At 66.9% G+C, this 14,191-nt stretch carries 14 protein-coding genes; 10 read left to right on the forward strand and 4 right to left on the reverse strand.

Annotated features, from left to right (window positions below):
- Positions 1–5: 5 nt before the first annotated feature.
- Positions 6–734, reverse strand: coding sequence for a GntR family transcriptional regulator (locus V6M63_RS22220; protein ID WP_332745448.1), 729 nt, complete (start codon positions 732–734; stop codon positions 6–8).
- Positions 735–817: 83 nt separating this feature from the next.
- Between V6M63_RS22220 and V6M63_RS22225 the strand changes: the two genes are divergently transcribed.
- From V6M63_RS22225 to V6M63_RS22265, 9 genes are all read left to right on the forward strand, one after another.
- Positions 818–2,017: a M24 family metallopeptidase gene (locus V6M63_RS22225; RefSeq protein ID WP_332745449.1), complete on the forward strand. Its 1,200-nt coding sequence runs from the start codon at positions 818–820 to the stop codon at positions 2,015–2,017.
- Between the two features lie 73 nt (positions 2,018–2,090).
- Positions 2,091–3,137, forward strand: coding sequence for a TRAP transporter substrate-binding protein (locus V6M63_RS22230; protein WP_332745451.1), 1,047 nt, complete (start codon positions 2,091–2,093; stop codon positions 3,135–3,137).
- A gap of 79 nt (positions 3,138–3,216) precedes the next feature.
- Positions 3,217–3,837, forward strand: a complete 621-nt coding sequence (locus V6M63_RS22235; protein WP_332745453.1) for a TRAP transporter small permease subunit — start codon at positions 3,217–3,219, stop codon at positions 3,835–3,837.
- Positions 3,834–5,117, forward strand: a complete 1,284-nt coding sequence (locus tag V6M63_RS22240; RefSeq protein WP_332745454.1) for a TRAP transporter large permease — start codon at positions 3,834–3,836, stop codon at positions 5,115–5,117. The genes V6M63_RS22235 and V6M63_RS22240 overlap by 4 nt, the downstream gene beginning before the upstream one ends.
- A 42-nt stretch (positions 5,118–5,159) precedes the next feature.
- Entirely contained in the window at positions 5,160–5,846 is a 687-nt protein-coding gene (locus V6M63_RS22245) for a DUF2848 domain-containing protein (RefSeq protein WP_332745456.1), read from the forward strand.
- A gap of 15 nt (positions 5,847–5,861) precedes the next feature.
- Positions 5,862–7,217 (forward strand): amidase, encoded by a 1,356-nt coding sequence (locus V6M63_RS22250; RefSeq protein ID WP_332745458.1) that lies wholly within the window; start codon positions 5,862–5,864, stop codon positions 7,215–7,217.
- Between the two features lie 22 nt (positions 7,218–7,239).
- Positions 7,240–8,361, forward strand: coding sequence for an NADH:flavin oxidoreductase/NADH oxidase (locus V6M63_RS22255; RefSeq protein ID WP_332745460.1), 1,122 nt, complete (start codon positions 7,240–7,242; stop codon positions 8,359–8,361).
- Positions 8,362–8,416: 55 nt separating this feature from the next.
- Positions 8,417–9,166, forward strand: a complete 750-nt coding sequence (locus V6M63_RS22260; protein WP_332745462.1) for a hypothetical protein — start codon at positions 8,417–8,419, stop codon at positions 9,164–9,166.
- Positions 9,167–9,328: 162 nt separating this feature from the next.
- On the forward strand, positions 9,329–10,318 hold the full coding sequence (locus V6M63_RS22265) for a PEP-CTERM sorting domain-containing protein (protein ID WP_332745464.1): 990 nt from the start codon (positions 9,329–9,331) through the stop codon (positions 10,316–10,318).
- Positions 10,319–10,363: 45 nt separating this feature from the next.
- On the opposite strand, the gene V6M63_RS22270 is transcribed toward V6M63_RS22265, so the two are convergent.
- A complete protein-coding gene (locus tag V6M63_RS22270) occupies positions 10,364–11,440 on the reverse strand; it encodes an ornithine cyclodeaminase (protein WP_332745466.1) in 1,077 nt (358 codons plus the stop codon).
- Between the two features lie 105 nt (positions 11,441–11,545).
- Between V6M63_RS22270 and V6M63_RS22275 the strand changes: the two genes are divergently transcribed.
- Entirely contained in the window at positions 11,546–11,965 is a 420-nt protein-coding gene (locus V6M63_RS22275; protein WP_332745468.1) for an Lrp/AsnC family transcriptional regulator, read from the forward strand.
- A gap of 3 nt (positions 11,966–11,968) precedes the next feature.
- Here V6M63_RS22275 and V6M63_RS22280 read toward each other — a convergent pair whose 3' ends face one another.
- The gene (locus tag V6M63_RS22280) at positions 11,969–12,892 is read right to left on the reverse strand and encodes a delta(1)-pyrroline-2-carboxylate reductase family protein (protein ID WP_332745470.1); all 924 of its coding nucleotides are present in this window, start codon (positions 12,890–12,892) and stop codon (positions 11,969–11,971) included.
- Positions 12,893–12,908: 16 nt separating this feature from the next.
- A complete protein-coding gene (locus V6M63_RS22285; RefSeq protein WP_332745473.1) occupies positions 12,909–14,045 on the reverse strand; it encodes a sensor histidine kinase in 1,137 nt (378 codons plus the stop codon).
- Positions 14,046–14,191: the final 146 nt, after the last annotated feature.

Consider the following 14,191-nt stretch of genomic DNA (forward strand, 5'->3'; position numbering starts at 1 on the left):
CGCCCTCAGCGTGTGCGCAGCAGAGCGCGCTGGAACGACATCACGTGCTCCTGCACGGCCGCTTCGGCGGCGGCTGCGTCGCCATCGGTCAGTGCCTTCAGGATGGCCCGGTGCTCGTCCTGCACTTCGCTCAGGTGGTCCGGCATGGCCAGGGATATGGCCCAGAAGCGTTGCGATCGAGCGTGCAACACCTTGAGTATCTCGATCAGGACCTGATTGCGCGAGACCTCTGCGATGGCCTCGTGGAAGAGGCGGTCGCAATTCATGATGCGCGTCATGTCGCGCTCTGCAACCGCTGAGTCGAACTGTGCGGCCAAGCCACGGATCGAGTTCAGTTCGGCCAGCGTGATCCGGGCTGCTGTCAGGCGCACGCACAGCGCTTCATTAACCGATCGCACAGTGATCAAGTCGAGTGCGTCGTCGATGGACAACGGAGAGACCATCACGCCTTTGCGCGGGATGATTTGAACAAGGCCCTCGTTTGACAGTCGGTGCAGCGCGTGGTTGATTGGCGTGCGTCCGAGAGCCAGATCGTTCATCAGCACCGCAGTGTTCAAGTAGTCGCCCGGCTTGTACTTCAGTGTGGTCAACCGCTCTTGCAGCCGCGCATAGGCCTGCTCGTTTTGAGACAAGTCCGCAGCGGGTGGTTTCTGTGAGACGCGGGCGCGCGAAGAGACTGGCAAAGCGTGTCCTAGCAAAAGGGAAACACTGTAGCGCAAGACAAAACCTGGCATGAAATTCGCTAGACATAGTGTTAATACTGATGTGAAATTTCACAAGAGTGGCAGTATCCTGATCCAGAGAATGTCCAAACCGAATGAACACTGAAGCCACATTTGCCCCCGAGGCGCACCTCGCCGTCTGCCGCGAACGCCGTGAACGCTTGTTGGCGCACGCGCAGATGCTGGGTTTGCAGGGTTTCGTTGTGTTCGGGCACGGCAGCAGCTTGGGCAGTGGCACCCGCTCTCACGGTGCATTGAGGTATCTGACCCACTGGGATGGACACGACGCCACTTCATTGCTGGTGTGCACCAAAACAGCGTGCGCTTTGTTGGTGGGAAGTCCATTTTTGGTGCCGCTCGCCCGCCTGCGACACCCTGATCTGGTGGTTATTGACGCATCACCCGCCACGTGGGGGGCGCATGTGAAGCACCTGCTCGGGTCAGCGCGCAGTGTCGCGACCGTGGGCGTTGATGAAATGCCGCAAGCCGCTTGGGCAGGCCTGCAGGCGGCTCTGGCTCCTTCCTGTGAAACCAGATCCATGGATTCGTGGCTGGATGGAGTCCGATGTGAGCTGGATCCCGTGCAACAGGCAGCGCACCGCCGGGCGGCCGGTATCTGTGACCAACTTTTCGGCGCGCTGCGGCAGGAGCTGCGAACGGGTCAACCTGCCTGGCGCATCCAGGCCGAGATGGCGCACCGCGCGCACAAGCTGGGCGCTGACCACTGCCGTACCTGGTTGACAGTGGCGCCAATGGCCGACTATCCACGCTACTGGAAGGAAGAATGCCTGCGCATTCCTCAGGCCAATGATCAGGTGTTGTTTGGCGTCATGCTGACGGTGGACGGACATTGGGGCCACGGCATACGAATGGGCCACATGGGCGAGCCGAGCGCCGCGATCCGGTGTTTGCACGAGGCGATCGAGGCGGCCCTGGTTGCCGGGCTCAAGGGCTTGCGCTGCGGGTCGCCATTGGAGAATGTTGAAGCGGCCATGCAATCGTTGCTGCCTGCCCGCGGCGCTCTCGAATCCACGTGTTTTCGATACGGACACGGACTTGGTCATTCATACGAGGAAGCGCATGCCACGCCGTGCTTTCCCCAATGGTTCGGAGCTGCATCGTCAGAACGTCAGCTCAGCCGAACGCCGACCCGGCCCGGCATGCTTCTGGAGCTCCACCCCAACGTCTTTCTCGCCGGTACTGGTGGCGCTGCCATCGGCGAAATGGTGCTTGTGCACGAGAACCACAACGAATGCCTGCTGGATTTCCCGCGCAGTCTTGCCGATTGGTCATGACGACAGCCCACGCCTTTCCCCGCTCCCTCTTTTCCTTTCCTGTTTCCTTCCCCCCACCTCACCGGAGTTCTTGATGAAAAACCTGTCCGTTGCTTCCGCACTGTTCGCCGCTGCCAGTCTGTGCAATGTCTATGCACAAGAGCTGCCCAAGACCCAGCTCAAGATCGTCGGTGGCCTGAGCAACCTCGCCCCCTACAACGATTTCGAGAAGCCGTTCTGGACCACCACGGTGCCCGCCTTGTCGGGTGGCCAGGTCACGGCCGAGATCAAAGGCTTCAACGAAATGGGCCTCAAAGGCCCCGAGCTGCTGCGCCTGATGTCGCAAGGCGTGGTCGAGTTCGGCACCGCCACGCTGTCGTACTTCGCCAGCGACGACCCGATCAACGAAGCGGTGGACCTGGCCGGTCTCACCACCGACGCCAAGACGCAGCGCCAGGTGGTGGCCGCGTTCGAGCCCGTCTATGAAAAGCTGTACGGCGGCGCCAACGGCGTGAAGCTGCTGGGTCTCTCGCCCTACCCGGCGCAGGTGCTGTTCTGCAATGCCGACATGAAAGGTCTGGCCGATCTCAAGGGCAAAAAAGTGCGCACCAGCAGCCGCACCCAGGCCGAGCTGATCGAAGCCCTGGGCGGCACCAGCGTCACCATGGCGTTTGGTGAAGTCGTGCCGGCGATGCAGAACAAGGTGGTCGACTGCGCCATCACCGGCTCCATGTCGGGCTACTCGGCCAAGTGGTACGAGGTGTCCACCCATCTGGTGGCATTGCCCATCAACTGGAATCCGCAGATCCACGCGGTGAACCAGAAGGCCTGGAACCGCCTGGACCCCAAGGTGCAGACCTTCCTGCAGACCAACATCGACAAGATGATCGACTCGATGTGGAACGGCGCCGCAGCCCAGACCCAGCTTGGCTACGACTGCAACTCCGGTGCCGCCGCCTGCACGCAGGCGGTCAAGGGCAAGATGGTGTTGGTCCAGCCCTCGGAGGCCGATCGCGCCCTGCTCAAGAAGACCATGCAGGACACCGTGCTGCCCAAGTGGGCTGCACGCTGCTCCGCCCAGTGCGTGAGCGACTTCAACGCCACCATCGGTAAAAGCCTGGGTCTGACCGCCCGCAAGTAAGCACGCTGACCGCCGACCTCGGGCGTCCCGGTGGGCCGTCCGGGATCGCTGGTCACGCCTGGCATTCACCGGAATCACCATGAAACCTTCCCAACCTCTGCCCTGGCTGGGCCGCACGCTGCGGCTGGCCGAGACCTTTTCCCGGGCCGCCGTCTGGGCGGGCGGCGCGCTCACGCTGGCCGCGGTCTTCCTCATCGCCTACGACATCCTGGTGCGCAAGTTCTTCAACATCACCGTCGGTGGTGCCGACGAAATCTCCAGCTACGTGTTTGCGATCAGCACCTCGTGGGCGCTGGCCTTCGTGGTGCTGCAGCGGGCCAACGTGCGCGTGGACGTGATCTACGAGCGCCTGCCGGTGCGCGTCTCGGCGTTCCTCGACTGGCTCTCGCTGGTGGCCCTGGGCGTGTTCATGGTGTTCCTCACCTGGCACGCGTATTCGGTCGCCGAGACGTCGTTCGTGCGCAACGCCGCGGCCAACACGCCGCTGGCCACACCGCTGTGGATTCCGCAAGGTTTGTGGGTGCTGGGCATGGTGTGGATGTGTGTGGTGCTCGCGCTCATGCTGACCCGGGCCTCGGTGGCCATGGTCACGGGTGACCTGGCCACGGTGAAGGCGTTGTGCGGCGTCGTCTCCGCCAAAGAGGAAGCCGAAGAGGGCGCCCTCGAAGGCGAACGCATCATCCAGGGAGAACGTTCATGATCGCCACCGCCGTCCTCATCCTGCTGGTGCTCATCGGCTTGAGCATTCCGGTGGCGGCCGCGCTCGGCGTGCTGGGCCTCATCCTCGACCCGCTGTTCTCCATGCTGCCGCTGAGCCGCGCCATGGGCGAACTGGCCTGGAGTTCGAGCAACGAATTCCTGCTGGTGGCCATTCCCATGTTCATCATGCTGGGCGAAATCCTGCTGCGCGCCGGTTTTGCCGAGCGCATGTACGGCGCCATGGCGCTGTGGCTTTCCTGGCTGCCGGGCGGCCTGATGCACGCCAACATCGGTGCCTCGACCCTGTTCGCCGCCACCTCGGGCTCCAGCGTGGCCACCGCGGCCACGGTGGGCACGGTGTCGGTGCCGCAGATCAAACGCCACGGCTACAACGAGCCGCTGTTCCTGGGCAGCATCGCCGCCGGCGGCACGCTGGGCATCCTGATCCCGCCCTCGATCAACCTGGTGATCTACGGCGTGCTGACCAACTCGTCGGTGCCCAAGCTGTACCTGGCGGGCATCATCCCCGGCCTGTTGCTGGCCGGCCTGTTCATGCTGGTGGTGATCCTGGCCTGCGTGGTCAAACCCGCGTGGGGTGGCCGGCCGGTGCGGGCCAGCTGGGGTGAACGATTCCGCAGCCTGCAGCACCTGTTGCCGCCGCTGGGCATCTTCTTCCTGGTGGTGGGCTCGATCTACGCCGGGTTGGCCACGCCCACCGAAGCCGCCGCGCTGGGGGTGGTGGGTGCGCTGGTGCTGGCGGCGTTCTCGCGCAAGCTGTCGATCCGCATGCTGCGCGACGCACTCGAAGGCACGATGAAGTCCACCGCCATGATCATGCTGATCGTGATCGCCGCGGGCTTCCTCAACTTCGTGATGAGCGCCACCGGCCTCACCGACGCGCTCACCAAAAGCATTGGTGGTCTGGGCCTGTCGCCCGGCATGATGATTCTGGTCGTGGTGCTGTTCTATGTGGTGCTGGGCTGCTTCATGGAGACCCTGTCCATGATGATCGTGACCATCCCCATCGTGGCGCCCGTGATGATCGCGCTCGGCTTCGATCCGATCTGGCTGGGCATCCTGATCATCCTGATGGTGGAGACCGCCCTCATCACGCCGCCGGTGGGCATGAACCTCTTTGTGGTGCACAGCATCCGCAAGAGCGGTTCCATGAACGCCGTGATCGTGGGCAGCCTGCCCTTCGTGGCGGCGCTGTTCGTCATGGTCGCCTTGCTCGCCGTCTTCCCCGACATTGCCCTCTGGCTGCCGCGCGTCTTCGGTTGACGCCCGCACGCTTCTCTTTCATCCATTCATTCCAGGTTTCACATGAAGCTCTCTTTCCAGCTTGACGCAGGCAGTGCCTCGCGCACCCTCAGCACCGACGTGCACACCTTCATCGTGGCCGGCTGGGCCGGTCGCGACCGGGACGCCATCGAACACCACATCGAAGAACTGGCACTGATCGGCGTGCCGCGCCCCAGCGCCGTGCCGCTGTATTACCGCGTGGCCGCGAACCAGCTCAGCCAGGCACCCGGCATCCAGGCGGTGGGCCCGCACTCCTCGGGCGAGGTGGAGACCCTGGTCTTCACGGTTGACGGCGAGATGTATGTCAGCCTGACTTCGGACCACACCGACCGCAAGCTGGAGTCGCACAGCGTGGCGCTGTCCAAGCAGCTCTGCGTGAAGCCCGTGGGCACCACGGCCTGGCGCTTCGCCGATGTGGCCGGGCACTGGGACGAGCTGGTGATCCGCTCCTTCATCGAAGAAAACGGCGCCGAGGTGCTGTACCAGGAAGGGGCCCTGAGCGCACTGCGCACGCCCTCCGACTTGATCGCGGGTTATCTGGGCGGTGCTGCCGCATTGCCCGAAGGCGTGGCCATGAGCTGCGGCACGGTCGGCGCCATCGGCGGCATCCGGCCGTCGACCGCCTTCATCATGGAGCTGTTCGATCCCCGCAGCGGACGCAGCCTCAAGCACCGTTACGCTGTTGAAGTCCTGCCCGAAGTGGCCTGAACCCCGGAGACCGCCATGCACCCCATCGTCACCCTGAGTCACTGCGCGTCAGCCTTGCGCGAGGGCGCCACCCGTTCGCATGAGCTCGTGGAGCAGGCGCTTGAGCGCATCGCTTCTCCCCAGGGAGAGGGGGCACGCGCCTTCACCCGCGTCTACGCGCAGGCGGCACGCCAGTCGGCGGTGATCTCCGACATGCTGCTGGCCGCGGGCCAGGCCCGCTCGGGCATCGAGGGCTTGCCGATTTCCATCAAGGACCTGTTCGACGTGGCGGGCGACACCACGCAGGCCGGCTCGGTGGCGTTGCAGGGCCACCCGGCGGCCACGGAAGACGCGGTGGCGGTGCAACGTCTCAAGGCGGCCGGCGCCGTGATCGTGGGCCGCACGAACATGACCGAGTTCGCGTTCTCCGGCCTGGGCATCAACCCCCACTTCGGCACGCCGCTCAACCCCTGGGACCGCGCGACCGGCCGCATCCCGGGTGGTTCGTCATCCGGCGCGGCGGTGTCTGTGGCCGACGGCATGGCGCTCGCGGGCCTGGGCTCCGACACCGGGGGGTCGCTGCGCATTCCTGCCGCGCTGTGTGGCCTGGTCGGTTTCAAGCCCACGGCCAGCCGGGTGTCCGCGCAAGGTGCGCTGCCCCTGTCCACCAGCCTCGACTCGATCGGGGCCATCGCCCCCAGCGTGGCCTGCTGCGCGCAGCTCGATGCCATCCTCAGTGGCGACGCGCCCGCGGTGTTGCGCCCGGCGTCGTTGAAAGGCTTGCGCCTGGCGGTGCCCAGCACGCTGGTGATGGATGGTGTGGACGCGCCAGTGGCCCACAGCTTCGAGCGGGCCCTCGCGCGCCTCTCGGCGCAAGGCGCCGTGGTGCAGGAGCTGGCCGTGCCCGCGTTCGCGCGCCTGGCCACCATCAACGCCAAGGGCGGGCTGGTGGCGGCCGAGGCCTGGGCCTGGCACCGCGAGTTGCTGGCGTCCAGCGGTCCGCGCTACGACCCGCGCGTGTCCTCGCGCATCCAGCGCGGCCAGGCCATGTCGGCGGCCGACTACATCGACGTGCTGAACGCGCGCACCGCCTGGATCGCCGAGGTGCAGGCGCAGATGGCCGACCACGATGCGCTGGTGATGCCCACGGTGCCGGTGATCGCGCCCAAGCTTGCCGAGACCGCCGCCAGCGACGAGGTGTACACGCAGACCAACCTGCTGATCCTGCGCAACCCCACGCTGATCAACTTCCTCGACGGCTGCGCCATTTCCCTGCCGTGCCACCGCCCGGGTGACGCGCCGGTGGGCCTGATGCTGGCCGCGCCGCGCCTGCACGACCAGCGCCTGCTCTCGATCAGCCTGGCCATCGAGGCCGCCCTGCAGGGCGCCTGACCCACCACGTTGCCTGCACACCATGTCCGAACCCTCCAACCTCTTCACGCCGTTGCAGCTCGGTCGCCTGACCCTGCCCAACCGGATCATGATTTCCCCCATGTGCCAGTACTGCGCGGTCGACGGCAACCCCGTCGCCTGGCACTTCGGCCACCTCGGCAGCCTGGCCATGTCGGGTGCGGGCCTGTTGTGCGTTGAAGCCACCGGGGTCAGCCCCGAGGCCCGCATCACGCCCGGTTGCCTGGGTCTGTACAACGACGACAACCAGGCCCAGCTGCAACGGCTGGTCGATGCGGTGCGCGCGATCTCCCGCATCCCGCTGGCGCTGCAGCTCTCGCACGCCGGGCGCAAGGCGTCCAGTCGCACGCCGTGGGAAGGTGGATCGCTCATCGCACCGGTCGACGGCGGCTGGCTGCCGCACGGACCCTCGGCCGTGGCGCAGAAGCCCGACGAGCCGCCCCCGCACGCGATGACCGAGGACGACATCCGCCACGCGATCGACGCGTTCGCGCAGGCCGCGCGCCGCGCGCGTGCGATCGGCTTCGACGCCATCGAAATCCACATGGCCCACGGCTACCTGCTGCACCAGTTCATGTCGCCGCTGGCCAACCAGCGCGCCGACCGTTATGGCGGCTCGCTGGAGAACCGCATGCGGCTGGCGCTGGAGGTGTTCCAGGCCGTGCTGGACGCGGCCGGCCCCGACATGCCGGTGGGCGTGCGCCTGTCGGCCACGGACTGGGCCGAGGGCGGCTGGGACATCGCGCAGACGGTGGAGCTGGCGCGCCGGCTGGAGGCCTGCGGTTGTGCGTTCCTCGACATCTCGTCCGGGGGTCTGTCGCACCAGCAGAAGATCCCGATCGGGCCGGGATACCAGGTGCGCTTCGCGGCCGAGGTCAAGGCCACGGTGACGATCCCGGTGGTCACCGTCGGCCTCATCACCGACCCCGCGCACGCCGAGCGGATCGTGCACGACGGGCAGGCCGACATCGTGGCACTGGCGCGCGGCTTCCTGCACGATCCGCGCTGGCCCTGGCGCGCCGCGGCGCAGGTGGGCGGCACCGTGGTGCCACCGCGGCAGCTGCTGCGCTGCCTGCCCCACGGGCACGCACCCATCTTCGGCGACGTGCGGATCGGCCAGCGCTGACGGCGCTGGGCAGCGGCCACCGCTGCCCTGAAGCCGTTGCGAACGCCTGCCCCTGGTGCTGCTGCTCAAACTCTTCCTCGTTCCCGGCCTCGTTGCGCTGATCACGCTGGCCGGGCGCCGCTGGGGCCCGGCCATGGCGGGCTGGCTCTCGGGCTTTCCCGTGGTGGCCGGCCCCACCTTGCTCTTCATTGCGCTGGACCAGGGCGCGGCCTTTGCGGCGCAGGCCGCCCACGTGACCTTGATGGCGGTGCTGGGCAACGTCGCCTTCGGTGTCACCTACGCCTGGATGGCCTTGCGGTACCGGTGGTTCGTGTGTGCCGCGGCGGGCGTGCTGGCGTTCGTGCTGGTGGGCTGGGTGCTCGTGACCCTGCATCCTTCGCCCTGGGTGGCGCTGGCCATGGCGCTGCTCGGCCTTCCGATGGCCGCGCGCCGTTTGCCCAAGGTGGCTTTCGTCAACCCGGGGCGCGCCGTGTCGCGTTGGGAATTGCCGGTGCGCTGCGCAGCGGCTGGCGCGCTCGTCACCACGGTCACCTTGTCCGCCGGCGAGCTGGGTCCCGTGGGCAGCGGCATGCTCACGATCTTCCCGGTGATGGGCATGGTGCTGGGTGTGTTCTCGCACATCGCCTGGGGCGGCCAGGGTGCCATCCACCTGCTCGCCGGCCTGGTCAAGGGCCTGTACGCGTTCGTGGTGTTCTGCTTCGTGCTCGCAGTGGCGCTCATCCCGCTGGGCGCGCCGGCGGCGTTCGGTCTGGCCTTCGGCGCTGCACTGCTGATCCAGTGGCTTACGTTCAGGCGATCCGCTTGACAGGTTCATGAAGCGGTGGTGTCAGCTTCGTTTACACATGCCCCCGTCGGGCTGAGGGTTGGCGCGCGCAAGTGCTTGATTTTGGCCGCGGTGCATGTTGCGGCACATCTCTTGCAGGCGCTCGAGCCCCCGCACCGGGGAACCACTGATGGAGGCTTTCCCATGTTGCGATTCCACCTGTTGCGCCGCACCGCCGCCCTCGCCGCCGCGGTTGCCATCACCATTTCCCCCTTCTTCATCTCTTCCGCGAGCGCCGCCCTGCTGGTGTACGACCCGTTCGCGGTGGGCGCCGGGCCGGCGGACTACGTGGCCGGCGACGAGGTGGCTGGCACCAACCCGCTGGGTGGCCAGAACCCGGCCACCGGCCCGACCGCTTTCTATTCAGGCGCCTGGGTGCAGAGCGGTGGTGATGCGCAGGTGGTGAAGGACATCGGCAGTCTGTCCTACCCGCTGTTCCCTTCCAGCGGCGGCCAGATACAGGAAACCGTGCAGTTCAGTTGCTGCACCTTCGGGCGCACCGGCCGACCGATTGCCGGTGGGCTGGGGGGTGGCCTGGACCCACTCACCCTCTACCAAAGTTTCCTGATCGATTTCGGTACCCAGGGCACGGATGCCGCGACGGACTTCGGCAAGCGCGGCTACGAGATGTGGAACGGCGGTGTGGGCGATTCGTTCCTCGCGGTGGACCTCTTCGTGAACCACTTTTCAGGGGTCAACGAGTTGACGCTGGCGGTGACCACCGTCAGCGGCACCGAATCCATGCTGGTGGATGGTGGTGGGTTGACGTTGGAAGCGCTGGCGGGCGTGCATCTCGTGGTGTTGCGGTTTGACTTCAACCCCATCGACGCAGACGTGTTGACCCTGTACCTGGATCCGACCGATTCGATCGAGCCCATCGCGTCGAACGCCGCTCTGTCCGTGGCCGCCTCCGACCTGTTCGTGACCCACCATGGCGCCATCACCCAGTTCACGTTCTCCGGCGCTGGCCATCTTCCGGGTGCCTTCGACGAACTGCGCTGGGGTGAAACCTTTGCCGACGTGACGCCGTTCCTGCGAGCCGAGGTGCCCGAGCCGATCTCGCTCAGCCTGCTGGCGTTGGGACTGTTGGGCATCGCGCTGGCGCGCCGCCAACGCAAGCTCGCGCGGGTCTGAGCCGCTGCCCGCGATCCAGGTGGCTCACTGGACTACCCGGCGCGCTCATGCCACCAGGCGCAGCGCGGCCGCAGCCACCTGAGGGCGCAGCGCGCCAAACAGGTTCTTCGGGTCCGCCAGATCGGGGATCAGCGATACCGTGGTGCCCATGCCTTGTTCGATCGCCAGGGCGTGCATGAAGCGCAGGGCGGAGTAGTCCTCCAGCGCGAAGCCGACCGAGTCGAACACGGTGATCTGCCCGGCGTGGGTGCGGCCGCTCTGGCGGCCGGCCAGCACGTCGTGCAGTTCGGTCACGGCGAAGTCGGCCGGCATCTGCTGGATGTCGCCTTCCACCCGCGTTTGCGGCGTGTACTCCACGAACACGCTGGCACGCCGCAGCACCTCGGCGTGCAGCTCGGTCTTGCCGGGGCAGTCGCCGCCCACGCCGTTGATGTGCATGCCGGGCTCGAGCATCTCGGGCGTGATGATGGTGGCGTTGGTCTTGTCGGCGGTGATGGTGGTCACGATGTCGGCACCGCGCACGGCCTCGGCGGTGCTGTCGCACACCACGATGGCCAGGCCGCTGCCGGCCAGGTTGGCCACCAGCTTGGCGGTGGCGTCTTGGTCCACGTCGAACACGCGCAGCGTGGTGATGCCCACCAGGTGCTGGAAGGCCAGCGCCTGGAATTCGCTCTGAGCGCCGTTGCCGATGAGCGCCATCACACGGCTGTCGGGCCGGGCCAGCGTCTGAGCGGCCAAGGCCGAGGTGGCGGCGGTGCGCAGCGCGGTGGTGAGCGTGAGTTCGGACAGCAGCAGCGGGGTGCCGGTGGCCACGTCGGCCAGCACGCCAAAGGCCATCACGGTGGACAGGCCCAGGCGGGTGTTTTTCGGGTGGCCGTTGACGTACTTGAAGCTGTAGAGCGTGTCGTCGGCGATCGGCATGAGCTCGATCACGCCGTCGGCACTGTGGTTGGCCACGCGGGCCGATTTGTCGAAATCGGCCCAGCGCGCGAAGTCTTCAACGATGGCGTCGCGCATGCCGCGCAGGGTCTGCGGGATGCCGTGGCGGTTGATGAGGTCGGCGGCAGCGGGTGCGCTCAGAAACAGGGTGTGTGCGGGGTTCATGGTGGTGCTCGAGGTCATGCCAGACAGTGTCCCGCAGCCGTGTGGCAATGTGAATCGGCAAGAACTTGCCATATTCAGAGTAAATGCAGCAAAAAGTCAGTCATGAATGGCAAAATGATCAGCATGGACGACATTGACCAGGCCCTGATTGCCCAACTGCGCCAGAACGCGCGCGCCACGGTGGCCGAGCTGGCGCACCGCCTCAAGGTCTCGCGCGGCACCGTCACCAACCGCATCCGCAAACTCGAAGACCAGCAGCTGATCGTGGGCTACACGGTGCGCCTGCGGCCCGAGGCCGAGCCCGAGCGCATCCGCGCCTGGATGGCGGTGCTGGTGGACGGCAACCAGACGCGCGCGGTGATCGCCAGCCTGCTGGGCGAGCCCGGCGTGGCCGCGCTGCACGACACCAACGGCCGCTGGGACTTGCTGGCCGAGCTCAGCGCCGGCTCCATGACCGAACTCTCGCAGGTGCTGGAGCGCATCCGCCTGATCAAGGGCATCCAGAGCACCGAGACCAGCATCCACCTGGCGACCTACCGCTGACGGTCACCGCCGAGGCGCCTGGCCGCTCAACACGCAGCGCGCCGCGGCCAGGTCCCAGCCCGCCCAGCCGCAGCTCTTGAAGAACACCGGCCCGTTGCGCCGATGCGTGGGCGGCTCGCGCACCACGTCGGCCAGCGTGGCCAGTGCGGGCACGTCGATGCCGGCCTGCAAGAGGTCGCCGGCCTCGTGGTCGGCGTCGCGCGTGTCCACCACCAGCAGGCCTTCGGCGGCGAGCCAGCGGCAGACCTCGGGTGCCCACTCCACCATGCGCGGTGTGAAGGCACCCACCGCCGCCACGAAGGCGTCCGTGCGAGGCCGCGCGCGCAGGGCCACGGCCTGCGCCGAGGTGCAGCTCACCACCAGCGGGCAATCGGCCAGGGCGGCGTCGGCATCCATCACGTGGCCGGCGTTCATGCCGAGGCTGCGCGCATGCTGCACCAGCGCGTCGGCGCTCGCCGCACTGCGTGAGGCCACCCACACCTCCCGCACGCCCAGCCCGGCCTGAAAGGCCTCCAGGTGCGCACGGCCCTGCACGCCTGCGCCGACGATGAGCAAAGGCCCGTCGGTGCGCGGCGCCAGCAGCCGCGCGGCCAGCAGCGACACCGCCGCCGTGCGCCGCGCCGTCACGGTCGGACCATCGAGCAGGGCGGTGCGCTGGCCGGTGAGGGCATCGAACACCACGATGTCGCCCTGGATCGCGGGCAGATCGCGTGTGGCGTTGTCGGGAATGAAGGTGATGAGCTTGGTGATGGCCACGCGCGCATCGGCGGCGGGCATCACGAACAGGCTGCCACCACCGGCCAGGGGTTGCACGGTGCGCGGCGGCACCACCACGGTGGGGTCGCGCAGCAGGGCTTCGATGTCGTCGGCCAGTGCCGGGTAGGGCAGGGCGTCGGCGGTTTGTCGGGCGTTCAACAGGGGCGTCATGCCGCCCATCATCGCCCTAAGTGGCCGGCAGCACGATGGTGAAGCTGGCGCCTTCGCCCAGCCGCCCGCGTGCCATCACCGTGCCACCGTGGCGCTCGACGATGCGCCGCACATTGGCCAGGCCCATGCCCTCGCCCACGAACTCGTCGGCCGTGTGCAGGCGACGAAACGGCTTGAAGAGCTGGTCCGACTGCCGGGGGTCGAAGCCCGCGCCGTCGTCGGCAAACACGATCTGGTGGCCGCCACCGGGGAGCACCTGCGCCGTCACGCTGATGTGCGCCACGTCGCGCGCCGAGGTGTACTTGATCGCATTGCCCAGCAGATTGACGAACGCCTGCTGCAACAGGCCCGCATGCCCGTTGATGGCCGGCAGCGGGTCGATGCTCCATTCGATGACGCGGTTGGCGCTGGACGGTTGCACCGTGGTCAGCGCCGCCTTCAGGACATCGTCCAGTTGCAGCGGTGCCATGGTGAGTGGCTGGTTGCCCAGGCGGGCGAAATCGAGCAGGTCGCGCACCATGCGCAGCGCCAGGTCGCCCGACTGCACGCCCAGGCGCACCATCTCGGCCTGCTGCGCGTCGAGCTGATCGCCCGAGTCCTGCAAGGTCAGCTCCAGGATGCTGCGCATGTTGACCAGCGGTCCGCGCAGGTCGTGCGCGAGCCGGGCGGCAAACGCGTCAAGCTCCTGGTTGACCGCCACCAGCTCCTTCAGCTGTTGAGACACCTCGGCTTCGAGCCGGCGGTTGTTCACCCGCAGGCGCTGCACCTCGAGTGCACGCTCCACGGCGGGCACGATGCCGCTGATGCGAAAGGGTTTCTGCACGTAGTCGATGGCGCCGTTCTTCATGGCGTCCACCACGCTGCCGATGCTGCCGTGCGCCGTCATGAGCACGATCACCATGTCGGGCGCCACTGCCTGGGCCCGTCGGGTCAGCTCGATGCCGTCCATGCCCGGCATCTGCAGGTCGGTGAGCAGAAGTTCAAAGGTGGACTGGTCGAGCTTGCTCAGGGCGACCAGCGGATCGGTGCAGCCCTCGACCTCATAGCCCTGATCGACCAGGATTTCGCAGAGCGCGCGTTGCTGGGGAGCTTCGTCGTCCACCACGAGCAAACGTGGGCGTGGACGGTGCTGGGCGGAACTGCGGATTGGCATGGTGGGGTGCCAGTTGTCGATCAGCGGCAGGTCATTGCCACATGTGGGGTTTTTTCACGATCGGACCTTGACGCATACCCTACCACCTACCGCGTTTGTGCGAGCATGCGGATCAGCGGCAAACGGTGATTTATTTCTGGTTATTC

The organism is Hydrogenophaga sp. (assembly GCF_036675665.1).
Classification (GTDB): domain Bacteria; phylum Pseudomonadota; class Gammaproteobacteria; order Burkholderiales; family Burkholderiaceae_C; genus Hydrogenophaga.

Excerpts from the sequence above, each read along its gene's own strand:
- V6M63_RS22240 (WP_332745454.1), top strand. The coding sequence starts at position 3,834 with ATGATCGCCACCGCCGTCCTCATCCTGCTGGTGCTCATCGGCTTGAGC.
- V6M63_RS22280 (WP_332745470.1), bottom strand. The coding sequence starts at position 12,892 with ATGACGCCCCTGTTGAACGCCCGACAAACCGCCGACGCCCTGCCCTAC.
- V6M63_RS22275 (WP_332745468.1), top strand. The coding sequence starts at position 11,546 with ATGGACGACATTGACCAGGCCCTGATTGCCCAACTGCGCCAGAACGCG.
- V6M63_RS22255 (WP_332745460.1), top strand. The coding sequence starts at position 7,240 with ATGTCCGAACCCTCCAACCTCTTCACGCCGTTGCAGCTCGGTCGCCTG.
- V6M63_RS22285 (WP_332745473.1), bottom strand. The coding sequence starts at position 14,045 with ATGCCAATCCGCAGTTCCGCCCAGCACCGTCCACGCCCACGTTTGCTC.
- V6M63_RS22220 (WP_332745448.1), bottom strand. The coding sequence starts at position 734 with ATGCCAGGTTTTGTCTTGCGCTACAGTGTTTCCCTTTTGCTAGGACAC.
- V6M63_RS22270 (WP_332745466.1), bottom strand. The coding sequence starts at position 11,440 with ATGACCTCGAGCACCACCATGAACCCCGCACACACCCTGTTTCTGAGC.
- V6M63_RS22225 (WP_332745449.1), top strand. The coding sequence starts at position 818 with ATGAACACTGAAGCCACATTTGCCCCCGAGGCGCACCTCGCCGTCTGC.
- V6M63_RS22265 (WP_332745464.1), top strand. The coding sequence starts at position 9,329 with ATGTTGCGATTCCACCTGTTGCGCCGCACCGCCGCCCTCGCCGCCGCG.
- V6M63_RS22230 (WP_332745451.1), top strand. The coding sequence starts at position 2,091 with ATGAAAAACCTGTCCGTTGCTTCCGCACTGTTCGCCGCTGCCAGTCTG.
- V6M63_RS22235 (WP_332745453.1), top strand. The coding sequence starts at position 3,217 with ATGAAACCTTCCCAACCTCTGCCCTGGCTGGGCCGCACGCTGCGGCTG.
- V6M63_RS22250 (WP_332745458.1), top strand. The coding sequence starts at position 5,862 with ATGCACCCCATCGTCACCCTGAGTCACTGCGCGTCAGCCTTGCGCGAG.
- V6M63_RS22245 (WP_332745456.1), top strand. The coding sequence starts at position 5,160 with ATGAAGCTCTCTTTCCAGCTTGACGCAGGCAGTGCCTCGCGCACCCTC.